The sequence below is a fragment of the Bilifractor sp. LCP19S3_H10 genome, from assembly GCF_052119185.1.
Classification (GTDB): Bacteria; Bacillota; Clostridia; order Lachnospirales; family Lachnospiraceae; genus Bilifractor.
In genome coordinates, this window is the sequence record NZ_JBQKFT010000005.1 from 128,404 (window position 1) to 141,276 (window position 12,873).

Consider the following 12,873-nt stretch of genomic DNA (forward strand, 5'->3'; position numbering starts at 1 on the left):
CATTATCTCACTAAAGTTTTATGGTTTTGTGTAACGGTATTTCGACAACCTCCGCGGCTGCAGGTTGGATAGAAAAATTACCGGTACAGACACATTCGTACCATACCAGATGTGAGTACCTGAGATCTAATCGTTAATGATTAAGGAGGGAAGTAACGTGCCACGTAAAGGACATACTCAGAAAAGAGATGTTTTAGCAGATCCGGTATACAACAACAAGGTTGTAACCAAGCTGATCAACAGCATCATGCTGGACGGCAAGAAAGGTACCGCTCAGAAGATCGTTTACAGTGCATTTGCTAAAGTAGAGGAAAAGGCCGGAAAGCCGGCAATTGAATGTTTTGAAGAGGCGATGAACAATATCATGCCTCAGCTCGAGGTTAAGGCCCGCCGTATCGGTGGAGCTACCTACCAGGTACCGGTAGAGGTTAAGCCGGACAGACGTCAGGCTCTGGGACTTCGCTGGCTGACAATGTTCTCACGCAAGAGAAGTGAGAAGACAATGTCTGACAGACTGGCAAACGAGCTGCTCGATGCTATGAATAACACCGGAGCATCCGTGAAACGTAAAGAAGACATGCATAAGATGGCAGAGGCCAATAAGGCATTTGCTCATTACAGATTCTAAAAGGAGGGAACTCTGTTGGCTGATAACGGAAGAGAATATCCGCTTGAGAGAACCAGAAATATTGGTATCATGGCGCATATTGATGCAGGTAAAACTACTCTGACAGAGCGTATCCTGTATTACACCGGTGTTAACTACAAGATCGGTGAGACATACGAAGGAACTGCTACAATGGACTGGATGGCACAGGAGCAGGAGCGTGGTATCACGATCACATCCGCTGCCACAACCTGCCACTGGACACATCAGTATCAGAACAAACCCGCTCCGGGTGCGCTTGAGCACCGCATCAACATCATCGATACACCAGGACACGTAGACTTCACAGTTGAGGTTGAGCGTTCTCTGCGTGTACTTGATGGTGCCGTAGGTGTATTCGATGCCAAGGGCGGTGTTGAGCCTCAGTCAGAGAACGTATGGCGTCAGGCGGATACTTACAATGTTCCTCGTATGGCATTTGTAAACAAAATGGATATCCTTGGAGCAAACTTCGACAACACCGTTCACGAGATCATTACCAAGCTCGGCAAGAACCCGGTTGTTATCGAGCGTCCGATCGGCAAAGAGGATTATTTCCAGGGCGTAGTTGATCTGTTCGAGATGAAGGCATACATCTACAACAATAAGACCGGCGATGATATCTCCATCGTAGATATCCCGGACGATATGAAGGATGAGTGCCAGGCAGCTCACGAAGAGATGGTCGAGAAGATCGTTGAGTTCGACGATGATCTGATGATGGCTTATCTCGACGGAGAGGAGCCAAGCATCGATGACATGAAGAAGGCGCTCCGCAAGGCAACTATCGCGAATAAGGCCGTTCCGGTTCTCTGCGGTTCTGCACATCAGAACAAGGGAATTCAGAAGCTTCTGGACGCAATCGTTGACTTCATGCCGGCACCTACTGACGTACCGGACATCGAGGGAACAGATCTGGACGGAAATGAAGTCGTAAGACATTCTTCTGACGAAGAGCCGTTCTCAGCTCTTGTATTCAAGATCGTTTCCGATCCGTTCGTTGGACGTCTTGCATATTTCAGAGTTTATTCCGGTACACTGAACTCCGGTTCTTATGTGCTGAATGCAACCAAGGACAAGAAAGAGCGTGTCGGCCGTATCCTTCAGATGCATGCCAACAAGCGCCACGAGCTGTCCAAGGTATATTCCGGAGATATCGCCGCGGCGATCGGATTCAAGTTCTCCTCCACCGGAGATACGATCTGCGACGAGCAGCATCCGGTAATTCTGGAGTCCATGGACTTCCCGGATCCGGTTATCGAGCTTGCGATCGAGCCGAAGACAAAGGCCGGACAGCAGAAGCTTGGCGAGGCTCTCGCAAAGCTGGCTGAGGAGGATCCGACCTTCCGTGCTACCACGAACCAGGAGACCGGACAGACAATCATCGCCGGAATGGGTGAGCTCCATCTGGAGATCATCGTTGACCGTCTGCTTCGTGAGTTCAACGTAGAGGCAAATGTCGGAGCTCCGCAGGTTGCATATAAAGAGACAATTACAAAGGCATCGGATATCGACAGCAAGTATGTTCGTCAGTCCGGTGGTAAAGGACAGTACGGTCATTGTAAAGTTAAGTTCTCGCCGCTGGATGCAAACGCAGAGCAGTCCTACGAGTTCGTTAACAGCGTAACCGGCGGTTCTATCCCGAAGGAGTATATCCCGTCCATCGATGAGGGTATTCAGGATGCCATGAAGGCCGGTCAGCTCGGCGGATTCCCGGTAGTCGGAGTCAAGGCTGAGGTATACGACGGATCCTATCATGAGGTCGATTCTTCCGAGATGGCATTCCATATTGCCGGATCCATGGCCTTCAAGCAGGCGATGGAGAAGGGCGCTCCGGTGCTCCTCGAGCCGATCATGAAGGTTGAGGTTACTACACCTGAGGAATACATGGGCGATGTTATCGGTGATATGAATTCCCGCCGTGGCCGTATCGAGGGAATGGATGATGTAGGAAACGGAAAGCTTGTCCGCGGGTTTGTTCCGCTGGCTGAGATGTTCGGTTACTCCACAGATCTTCGTTCCGCTACACAGGGACGTGCAAACTATTCCATGTTCTTCGACCGCTATGAGCCGGTTCCGAAGTCTGTTCAGGAGAAGGTCCTTTCTGATAAGTAATGAAACGGTTCCTGCCCCGTTCGCGGGGCAGCACCGTTAAGATCAGCGCCGGATGGACGGAGCATTCCGTCAGAGGTCACGACTGCCCGGGACAGACCTGGAATTTCGTGCATGGGACTCCGGATAGAGAGAATTCACTTGCAAAGATTCTGAAAATGAAATATAATCAAGCATAGCGGATTTTCTATTTTACAGTAATTTTTAATAAAGTAAATACGCAGGCAGAACGCCGGTATTCATTTTAAGGAGGAAGTATTACAATGGCAAAACAGAAATTTGAAAGAACAAAACCGCATTGCAACATTGGTACCATCGGACATGTAGACCATGGCAAAACCACTCTGACAGCTGCAATCACAAAGGTTCTGGCTACCAGAATGCCTACCGATGAGAACCAGATCGTTGACTTCTCCAACATCGATAAAGCTCCGGAAGAGAGAGAGCGTGGTATCACAATCAATACCGCTCACGTAGAGTATGAGACTGAGAACCGTCACTATGCACATGTTGACTGCCCAGGACATGCTGACTACGTAAAGAACATGATCACAGGTGCAGCTCAGATGGATGGCGCTATCCTTGTAGTTGCAGCTACTGATGGTGTTATGGCTCAGACTCGTGAGCACGTTCTGCTTGCACGTCAGGTAGGTGTTCCGGCCATGGTTGTATTCCTTAACAAGTGTGATATGGTTGATGATGACGAGCTGATCGAGCTGGTTGAGATGGAGGTTACCGAGCTTCTTGACGAGTACGGATTCGAGAACACACCTATCGTTCGCGGTTCTGCTCTGAAGGCTCTTGAGGATCCGAACAGCGAGTGGGGCGACAAGATCATGGAGCTCCTGAGCGTTGTTGACGAGCATATCCCGACTCCGACACGTGATACAGATAAGCCGTTCCTGATGCCTGTTGAGGATGTATTCACAATCTCCGGACGTGGAACTGTTGCTACCGGCCGTGTAGAGCGTGGTACTCTGAGACTGAATGATCCGGTTGAGATCCTTGGAATCTCTGAGGATAAGCTTTCTTCTGTTGCTACCGGTATTGAGATGTTCCATAAGCTCCTTGACGAGGCTATGGCTGGTGATAACATCGGTGTTCTTCTCCGTGGTATCAACAGAACTGATATCGAAAAGGGACAGGTTGTTGCTAAGCCCGGCACTGTAACCTGCCATACAAAGTTCACCGCTCAGGTTTACGTTCTGACTAAGGACGAGGGCGGCCGTCATACCCCTTTCTTCAATAACTATCGTCCGCAGTTCTATTTCAGAACAACTGACGTTACCGGTGTTATCACTCTTCCGGAAGGCACTGAGATGTGCATGCCTGGTGATAACGTTGAGATGACCATCGAGCTGATCCACCCGATCGCTATGGAGCAGGGACTTACCTTCGCTATTCGTGAAGGCGGTCACACTGTAGGATCCGGCCGTGTAGCTACGATCATCGAGTAAACGAAAAACAGTATTATCAAGCAATTCATGGAGAGTCGCAAACCCTTGGAATACAGGGTCTGCGGCTCTTTTTGCGTGCCTTTGCGTCAGGCAAGGGAGATCTTTTTTTGATCCTTTTTTGATAAAAGGAGTCGCGTATATGTACTCGAAGCGTTTTTGATGTGGTATGATTGTAATACGCCCTTGACAAAGAAAGTCAGAAGCAAGATGAAGTGTGGAATCACTCAGTTGGAAAAGAAAGGATAATAGAATGGCAAAACCTGTTAAGATCAGACCTGCGGCGATGCTCGGAGCGGTTCTCGATTTTCTGGGAGGACAAAGGATCACAACCTACACGAATGAGGATGAGGGTTATGAATATCTGAAAAATGGATATTTCTGTGTCTCGGTGTTAAACCCGAAGGGAATCGACGATCTCTATATTGATCTCGAGGATGGCTTCACTTTGACTTACGGTGACTGGAATGCACATTATGAGGCGACAGACCGCGATTTCGAATACATGCGGAAAGATGTGGAGGATTTTCTGGCAAACCGCATGTATCTGGCTGTTGTGTATTCTGGAAAGGAATGGATCTGTTCCCTTACAATTCATGAGAATGATGTCAGTAAGGCTCGTCTCTTCCGGCAGACGAAGGATTTTCTGCACAGCGCTGACTGCGATCCGTTCATACAGCTTCTGAATCATAAGGGCGGGGTGATTGACTGCAGTTTCTGGGATGTAAAGAGAAACCGGGAGATCCGCGTGAATCCGGGGGAAATCAGGTGATCATGAATGACAGGTGCCTTTGAGTGATGAATGGCTTCGTAAAATAAAGCTCTGATGGACGGAGGATTTCAGGCGGCTGAGAATTCACATAAGGGGACGAGAAGATATGATTTATGAATATCCGGATACGGTTCTGAAGTTTTCCTGCATTGCAGGAAAGTGCCCGGATACCTGCTGCGCTGGCTGGGAGGTGGATCTGGACCGGGAAACGGAGGAATACTACCGGTATGTCGAGGGGCCTTTCGGGAAGCGCCTGCGGCGTGCCATGAAAACGGAAACAGAAGAAAACGCGGACGGACAAGAGGTCCGTACCTGTTTCTTCCCGCTTACGGATCAGAATCGCTGCCCTTTCCTTAATGATGACAATTTGTGCGAGATCATCATTCACCTGGGACCGGAGGCGATCAGTGTCGTCTGTGATGAGTATCCGAGGTATTTTGAGCAGATCGGGAATTATCAGCAGATGGATATGAGCCTTTCCTGTATGGAATTCGGAAGAATATTTTTTTCTTCGGGACCGGTGCAGCTGCAGCGCATGGAGGATGATACAGACCGGGGATGGGGCAACACGGACCGCGAACGGCTTCGCGGAATACTGACGATCCGCGATGATGCGGTTCGTTATCTCCAGGATGAGGATCATAAGCTTTCCTGGAGGGAGAAAATGAATGACATTGAGCGGCAGATCGGCATCATTCCGACACAGGAGAGCCGGAGGAGTCTGATGCGGCGTATGGAGAGACTCGAGGTTATCGATCACCGCTGGACCGAAATGCTGGAACTGGTAAGAACTACAGGTATCGAGGCCGGCGTTGCAGGGACGGCTTTTAGCGGTGAGGCTTGCGATGCGCGGACGACTTTCAGCAGTGAGGCCTGCGGTGCAGGGATAACGGTCAGCGGTGAGGCCGGCGATGCGGGGACGACTTTCAGCAGTAAGACCGGCGGTGCAGGGATAACGGTCAGCGGTGAGGCTGACAACATCGCGGCGCAACTGCGCGCGGAATTTGAGAGGCTCCATGACGACTGTCTTCCCGGATGGTTCACAAAGCTTTGCGTGTACTTCGTCTTTCGCTATACACTTGACATCTATTCTGACGGGGATTCGGCAGGTGTCTTCCGCTACATTGACAGAAGCCTTCGTTTTCTGTGGATGATGTGTCTGGCTGAATGGAACGCAGCGGGGCGAAAGCTGACCATTGAAGATATGATTGATCTCGCCCACCTTTATTCCAGGCAGGTTGAGCACTGCGAGGAAAACGTCGCCATTCTGAAGGAAGACGGAGAAGACGGGTGACGGACAGATTCATTTCGGAAAAAGAAGAGAGGTCGTTCACCTGCCGAAAATCTTACAGCCGTGGAGTTTCTGCCCACAGCAGACGAAAGGATTGAATATATGAAGGACGAGGATCAGAATCTGGAAAATCAGAGCCCGGAATGCCGGAACCCGGGAAACCGGAGTCAGAGTAATCGGAGCCTGGAAAATCAGGTTTCGGAGAGCCGGGTCCCGGAAAATCAGAGAGGAGCCGGCCATCTGAGAAGATTGTCGCGGTCTCTGGCCTACAGCGGCTCCGTGGTTGATGTGTATCAGGACACAATGGAGCTTCCGGATGGCTGTATTCAGAAGTGGGATTTTGTCTGTCACAAAAAGGGAGGCGGCGCCTGTATTGTTCCGGTTCTCGCGGACGGAAGAATTCTTATGGTGCGTCAGTACAGACCGGCAATTGACCGGGAGACTTTGGAACTTCCGGCTGGAGCGGTTGATGCGGAGGATGCGACGACGGAGGATACCGCAAGAAGAGAACTGAGGGAGGAAACCGGATACACTGCCGGGAAATGGAAGCTGCTGCTGCGGCTGAAGACAGCGGCTGCTTACTGCAATGAGTACACGGATGTCTATCTTGCCTCTGAACTGAAGGACTCCCATGGCCAGGCGCTGGATGAAGCGGAGGAGATCCGTCTGCGTGCCATTGAGCCGGAGGTACTGCTTCAGGATATTTACAGCGGAAGGATACAGGATTCCAAAACAGTGGCGGGCATTCTCGCTTATACGAATCAGAAGAGGTGAATATCGCTGCCGCAGCTGTCAACAATGGCACCATGAACATCTGTGATTTTGATTTACGCGAACAGTGAGCCGCAGCCGAATGCGAAGTATTCGTGTGCGGCGAGCGTCGCGATAGCGAGATAAAACTCGCGCAGCGTGTTTTATCTCGTTTGATTTAGGAGAAATATGTTAGTTCTTTTTGAAGATGTCATAAGCTTTATTCTGGTGATATTCGCCTGGTTCCGGCTCTATGACAATATAAATATCGATCAGAGAATCAAAAGATATTTTGTGTGTGCCGGAGGCGTGATTGCGGCGATACTTGTTCTGGATCAGATCTGGCAGGTGATTTTTACGATATGCAGGATTACTGCCCGGATTGACTGCATACTTAATGTGCTGACTTGTGTCATTTATTTTCTGGTCGCGTTTCTGATCCTGATTATACCTATGCAGCGATTGAAAAAGATATCGCTTGTCAACAGGGTTCTAAATGTAATCATATTGATCTGTTTCGGCGTGATTCCGATAGTAAACATCTGGAAGCCGGTTATTTTCTATCACAGCGGCGGATATATGTATTATACCAATAAATATATTTATTATATAATCGCCGAATATGTGATGTATATGGTGATGGTGCGCATGTACTACTCTCGTAATTATCTGTTCGACAGAAGCGACCGGATCATGCTTTTGTTTGCACAGGTAATCGTCGGGATAGGTGTGATTGCGCAGATTGTCTACGGGGATCTCGCAGCGAGCTGGAACTGCATCAGCATCTGCTATCTCTTTATGTATCTCGCCCTGGAACAGATGTACGCGAAAATAGATCCGGTGACAAAGCTGCATAACCGGGGGGTCTATGACAAGACTCTTAAGAAGTATTCCGGCAAAAAAAGGACACTTACCGCCGTTATGTTCGACCTGAATCACCTGAAGCTTGTGAATGACAGATACGGGCACGATGCGGGTGATGCTTATCTGCTTGCCTTTGGTCAGACAACCCGGAAAGCGCTTTCTTCCTTTGGAGAGATCTTTCGGATCGGCGGAGATGAGTTCTGCCTGCTTTCCTGGAAAACCGGACCGGAGAAACTGCTTCCAGTTCTTCGTGAGCTTCAGTCGAGGGAAAAATGTGATCCGGAGTTTGGAGATCACCCTCTGGATTTTGCATACGGTATCGCGCAGCAGCTTCCGGGGGAGGAGGGATCTGAGACTGTGTCGCGGGCAGATCACGAGATGTATATGAATAAGAGGGAGATGCATTCCCGCGAGGACAGGCAGATGCCCGCAGAATCATAGACGGTCCCGCACACCCGAAGGGAGCCGTTTCGGGCATGCGGGCGGAGCTGTCAGGATCGTGTCAACAACTATATCAGCTGCGGATTGTTCCGTGCTCATACCGGTTGTCTTCGAAATCGCATACAGTCTCTTACGCACGCTTCGCAGCAGGCGGTTTACAGACAAATCAGAAGGGCTGAAGGCAACACAAGTCGCTTACGCGCGGTTTGCGGCAGGCGGCTTGTCGGCGCTTTCAAAGAGCTTGTACAGAATCCGCCATGCCGAGAAAATCCCGGAGCTTCCGGACATCTCCATCGAAGACGTATCCGCCCAGACCGCAGGAGCGGGCGGCGTCTACATTTCGCTGAAGATCGTCGATGAAGAGACAGTCCTGTGGATTCAGGTGAAATTCCTCAAGAAACATTTCATAGATCTGCCGCTGGGGCTTCAGAACCTTATGAGGAGCAGAGAGAAAGACCCCGTCGAAAAGATCGGGCGTCTCGAGATGGCTTTTCCACTTGCCGTGGTCCAGACGGACACTGACATTGGACAGGATGTATGTCTTTTTTCCTGCTTCCCGCAGATCCCTTACCAGCGCGCCCATTCCGGGATGCGGGGTTAGGTTGTATCTGTCCCAGTTCTGGAAGCTGAAGCGGACCGCGCTGCGGACCTCATCGGAGGAAGCGCGGGACAGCATCTTCTCCAGCGCGTCGTCCTCCCGGATCAGACCTGCGTCAAGCATGATCCATTCTCCGGAGTGATAGACGAGGAGGTTGACCTCCCGGATCACGTCGGGATCCGATGTGTATTTCCGTGTGGCATTGTCGGCGTTGTAATCAGCCAGAACCCTTCCCATGTCAAATACGATGTTTTTGTATCCTGTCATTGCTGTATCCCTCCGAATTGTAGTATTAAGTCTGATTCCTGGTAATTGAAGAAGCTAGCTCTGCCCCTGGTAATTGAAGAAGCTGGCTCTGATTTCCGGTAACTGAAGAAGTCAGCTCTGATTTCCGGTAATTGAAGAAATTAACTGTGATTCTCTGTTACTGAGAGCCGGTACTCGTTGAAAGCGGACCGGCTCTCACAGGTATTATAGCGAAGGAGAGAGAAAAAATCCATATCCCGGGATTGCAGAGATGTCCTGAGATGTCCTGCCGGAGCTGCGGCTTTTCGTTCCTGCCGGAAAAGTCCGGAGTGAATAAGGCTGGTACGGATCAGATTTAGGGAGTTGAGACGCGGTGGGATGTCTTTCTCTCGGATTGATATTGAATCTCTTCCTTTTCTGGGATAAAATACAGATTTGTGACGGAATGAATAATTCCGGATGAATCCGGGCATTCTGAACTGTAACTGGATAAATAGTTCCGGATGAACCTGGGCATTCTGAACTGTGATAGGCTAAATAATTCCGGATATACTGGGGGTATTTTGAATGGAAACAGATATGACAAAGGGCAGACCGTCGTCTATTCTGCTTCGTTTCCTGATTCCGATTTTCTTTGGAAACCTTTTTCAGCAATTTTACAATGTGGTGGATACGGTGATTGTCGGAAGAGTGGTAGGTGCCGGCGCGCTGGCTGCGGTTGGATCGACCGGGACGATCATGTTTCTGCTGAGCGGAATTGCGCAGGGTATGTCTACCGGGTTTACGGTACTGACGTCGCAGTATTACGGCGCAAAAGATGAGAAGGGTGTGCGCAGGAGTGTTGCGAATGCTCTGCTTCTCAGCCTGATTCTTACGGCGGCTTTCACGGTGGCGGGCGCACTTTTGATGGGACCGCTGCTTCGCCTGATGAATACACCGGACGATATTTACAGGGACGCGCATACCTATATCATGATTATTACCGTCGGTTTGATCGCTATGATCATGTACAACATGAGTGCGGCTCTGCTTCGGGCAATCGGGAACAGCAAGGCACCGCTCTACTTTCTGATTTTCGCTGTTGTGTCAAATATTTTTCTGGACCTTCTGCTGACAATGGGCATCCGTATGGGAGTGGCGGGCGCGGCCCTTGCTACGGTACTTTCACAGGCGATGGCTGCGGTGCTGTGCTTTATCTACATTTACCGGAAAGCGGAGATTCTGAGACCGCGCCGGGGAGAGTGGCGTCTGTCAAAGGAAATGACGAAGGCGCAGCTCGGAATCAGTATCCCGATGACGCTTCAGTTCGCGATCACATCCTCCGGAACCATGATCATGCAGTCTGCCGTGAATCTGTTCGGCTCAACGGCAGTGGCCGGATATACCGCTGCAAATAAGGTGGTTACGCTGTTGTCGCAGGAGATGCCGTCGATGGGATCGGCGATCTCGACCTACTGCGGGCAGAATTACGGAAACCGCCAGATCGGCCGCGTGAAGAAGGGAGTCAATGCCGCTGTTCTGATCGACACGATATATGCGGTCGGAGCTGCAGTGATCTGTGTGGTTATACTGCCGCTGACGCTGGGCATTTTCTTCTCGGGAAATGAGGATATCGGCGCGCTGATGCCCTGGGCAAAAACCTACGTGAATGTCGCGGTCTGCTTTTTCATTCCGCTGAGTTATATTTTTGTATTCCGGAACGCAATGCAGGGATGTGGCTACGGACTGCTTCCGATGTTCGGCGGAATTGTCGAATTTGTCGCCAGGGGAATTACGGCATTTATTTCCATTCATATGATGAGCTATCTGGCAGCCTGCTTCTGTGATCCGGCAGCCTGGCTTACGGCGGGTATTTTTACCGGGATCTGCTACCGCTTTGTGATAAAAGATATTGAAAAGACGTTTCATGTCGAAGCCGATGAGGCCAGAGAAAGAATATAGAGGGATGCTTCGCGTCGGAACCGATGAAGACAGAGAAAACGCATGGAGAGAATCCGAAAAGACGTTTCACATCGGATCCGATGAAAGCAGGAAAAGGACAGGGAAAAATGATTCAGGATATTGCACCCAGAAAATTTCACATCGAGTATCAGAACAAGCAGCCTGCCGGTTATCAAACGGCGCTGGTGTACAATGGACCGCTGACATTGCTCCGGATGGATGAAGACGGAGTTCTTACGTATCCGAAAACGAGAGATTTTGATGGGACGAACGCAGAGTTCACCTATCTCTTCCGGATTGATGAGGAGGAGTATTACCTTGCGGTGATCGATCCTGAAGAGATTCCGGAGGTTCTTCTTGAGGAGGGATTTCACTTTGAGAAGGACTGGACCTTCCGGAGCGCAAAACCAGGAGATCGGGCGTTTGCCGGCGTGACCGGAAAACAGCTCTCTCTGTGGTACTCGAGTCACAGGTACTGCGGAGGCTGCGGGGCAGAGCTCGTGGCGGATGAAAAAGAAAGGATGATGAAGTGCCCGAGATGTGGTAGAACCTTTTATCCGGTCATCTGCCCCGGTGTTATCGTTGCGGTGGTTCATGACGGGAAGCTTCTGATGAGCAAGTACGCCGGGAGAGAATATAAGAGGTTTGCGCTGATCGCGGGGTTCAATGAGAGTGGAGAGAGCATCGAGGATACGGTTCACCGGGAGGTGATGGAGGAAACGGGGCTTGCGGTCCGTAATCTTCACTTTTACAAGAGTCAGCCCTGGCCGTTTTCTGACACACTTCTAATGGGATTTTTCTGCGAGCTGGACGGCGACAAGGATCAGATCACCCTGGAGGAGGATGAATTGTCCATGGCCGGCTGGTATGGGCCTGCGGAAGTGCCGGAGGACCGGGAACACATCTCCCTGACCAGCGAGATGATGACGGTGTTCCGGGAGAACGGAGGAGATTTCCAGCGTATACTGGATGTGATTCAGAGAAAATAACTGCCGGGTGTGCGAGCCCCGGCAGAGAAGCTATGCGAATATCAGAAATTGACGGGAACAATTCTCTCAGTTGTGTATATTCCCCGGCTGGGAAGGCAGCCAGGATCACCGCGGCGTCAGTGTGGGGTAGGTTGGATCCGCGGTTCAGTCGGGATATACAAGCCGTTCGGTGCTCCCCTCGTGAATCTGAGACAGATCCCGTTCCAGATATCTCCGGGCAAGCCAGTTCGCCATGCTGAGGTTTTGGTCGAGATAGTTTCCACAGTCTCTGGCGGCTGCACCGGGGATTTCTCCCTTATAGTCGCGGATGAAGGTGAAGGTACGGATCACAAGATCAGTGATATCGGAGGATGACAGGTCGCCGGCGAGGATGAGGTAGAAGCCGGTGCGGCAGCCCATTGGTCCGAAGTAAATCACGCGGTCCTTCCATTCTGTATCGTTGCGAAGGAAGGTCGCGCCGAGGTGTTCGATGGTGTGGCATTCCGCAGTGTTCATGACGGGCTCGCGGTTCGGGGCGGTCATGCGCAGATCAAAGGTTGTGAGGCACTCGGAGCCGATATGATCCTTTCGGGAGACATAGATGCCGGGCATAAGAGTTAGATGATTTACGGTAAAGCTTGCGATTTTTTCCATTTCTTTTTCCTTTCTTTTCCTTTTCTTTTCTGTTATCCGTACAGGACGTAGAATATTCTGTTTTCATCAGATGCCTCTGGTCTCTGATACGGCAGCAACGTCATAATATGCCTTATGATATCTGATACAGCAGTGC

General features: G+C 50.5%; 11 protein-coding genes. 9 read left to right on the forward strand and 2 right to left on the reverse strand.

The window, feature by feature from the left end:
- Positions 1–157 precede the first annotated feature (157 nt).
- The 7 genes from rpsG to ACTQZS_RS05835 all read left to right on the forward strand — a co-directional run bounded on the left by rpsG (position 158) and on the right by ACTQZS_RS05835 (position 8,330).
- Complete coding sequence (rpsG, locus tag ACTQZS_RS05805; RefSeq protein ID WP_441100740.1) at positions 158–628, forward strand: 30S ribosomal protein S7; 471 nt, start codon at positions 158–160, stop codon at positions 626–628.
- Positions 629–643: 15 nt separating this feature from the next.
- Positions 644–2,761: an elongation factor G gene (gene fusA, locus ACTQZS_RS05810; RefSeq protein ID WP_441100739.1), complete on the forward strand. Its 2,118-nt coding sequence runs from the start codon at positions 644–646 to the stop codon at positions 2,759–2,761.
- Positions 2,762–3,021: 260 nt separating this feature from the next.
- A complete protein-coding gene (tuf, locus tag ACTQZS_RS05815) occupies positions 3,022–4,215 on the forward strand; it encodes an elongation factor Tu (RefSeq protein WP_441100738.1) in 1,194 nt (397 codons plus the stop codon).
- A 250-nt stretch (positions 4,216–4,465) separates the two neighbouring features.
- Positions 4,466–4,984 (forward strand): hypothetical protein, encoded by a 519-nt coding sequence (locus tag ACTQZS_RS05820; RefSeq protein ID WP_441474975.1) that lies wholly within the window; start codon positions 4,466–4,468, stop codon positions 4,982–4,984.
- A 106-nt stretch (positions 4,985–5,090) separates the two neighbouring features.
- Positions 5,091–6,278 carry a flagellin lysine-N-methylase gene (gene fliB, locus ACTQZS_RS05825; RefSeq protein WP_441474976.1) on the forward strand — a complete coding sequence of 396 codons (1,188 nt, stop codon included), beginning with the start codon at positions 5,091–5,093 and terminating at the stop codon, positions 6,276–6,278.
- 99 nt (positions 6,279–6,377) lie between these two features.
- Positions 6,378–7,049: an NUDIX hydrolase gene (locus ACTQZS_RS05830; RefSeq protein ID WP_441474977.1), complete on the forward strand. Its 672-nt coding sequence runs from the start codon at positions 6,378–6,380 to the stop codon at positions 7,047–7,049.
- Positions 7,050–7,214: 165 nt separating this feature from the next.
- Entirely contained in the window at positions 7,215–8,330 is a 1,116-nt protein-coding gene (locus tag ACTQZS_RS05835) for a GGDEF domain-containing protein (RefSeq protein ID WP_441474978.1), read from the forward strand.
- Positions 8,331–8,562: 232 nt separating this feature from the next.
- Here the strand turns inward: ACTQZS_RS05835 and ACTQZS_RS05840 are convergent, their stop codons facing one another.
- Positions 8,563–9,195, reverse strand: coding sequence for an HAD family hydrolase (locus tag ACTQZS_RS05840; RefSeq protein WP_441474979.1), 633 nt, complete (start codon positions 9,193–9,195; stop codon positions 8,563–8,565).
- Between the two features lie 546 nt (positions 9,196–9,741).
- Here ACTQZS_RS05840 and ACTQZS_RS05845 point away from each other — a divergent pair.
- Positions 9,742–11,115, forward strand: coding sequence for an MATE family efflux transporter (locus tag ACTQZS_RS05845; protein WP_441474980.1), 1,374 nt, complete (start codon positions 9,742–9,744; stop codon positions 11,113–11,115).
- Positions 11,116–11,222: 107 nt separating this feature from the next.
- Entirely contained in the window at positions 11,223–12,104 is an 882-nt protein-coding gene (gene nudC / locus ACTQZS_RS05850) for an NAD(+) diphosphatase (RefSeq protein WP_441474981.1), read from the forward strand.
- Between the two features lie 144 nt (positions 12,105–12,248).
- On the opposite strand, the gene ACTQZS_RS05855 is transcribed toward nudC, so the two are convergent.
- Positions 12,249–12,737 carry an S-ribosylhomocysteine lyase gene (locus tag ACTQZS_RS05855; protein WP_441474982.1) on the reverse strand — a complete coding sequence of 163 codons (489 nt, stop codon included), beginning with the start codon at positions 12,735–12,737 and terminating at the stop codon, positions 12,249–12,251.
- Between the last annotated feature and the right edge of the window lie 136 nt (positions 12,738–12,873).

Coding starts and splice junctions, on each gene's coding strand:
- ACTQZS_RS05830 (WP_441474977.1), top strand. CDS start 6,378: ATGAAGGACGAGGATCAGAATCTGGAAAATCAGAGCCCGGAATGCCGG.
- ACTQZS_RS05845 (WP_441474980.1), top strand. CDS start 9,742: ATGGAAACAGATATGACAAAGGGCAGACCGTCGTCTATTCTGCTTCGT.
- ACTQZS_RS05820 (WP_441474975.1), top strand. CDS start 4,466: ATGGCAAAACCTGTTAAGATCAGACCTGCGGCGATGCTCGGAGCGGTT.
- fliB (WP_441474976.1), top strand. CDS start 5,091: ATGATTTATGAATATCCGGATACGGTTCTGAAGTTTTCCTGCATTGCA.
- tuf (WP_441100738.1), top strand. CDS start 3,022: ATGGCAAAACAGAAATTTGAAAGAACAAAACCGCATTGCAACATTGGT.
- ACTQZS_RS05835 (WP_441474978.1), top strand. CDS start 7,215: ATGTTAGTTCTTTTTGAAGATGTCATAAGCTTTATTCTGGTGATATTC.
- nudC (WP_441474981.1), top strand. CDS start 11,223: ATGATTCAGGATATTGCACCCAGAAAATTTCACATCGAGTATCAGAAC.
- ACTQZS_RS05840 (WP_441474979.1), bottom strand. CDS start 9,195: ATGACAGGATACAAAAACATCGTATTTGACATGGGAAGGGTTCTGGCT.
- ACTQZS_RS05855 (WP_441474982.1), bottom strand. CDS start 12,737: ATGGAAAAAATCGCAAGCTTTACCGTAAATCATCTAACTCTTATGCCC.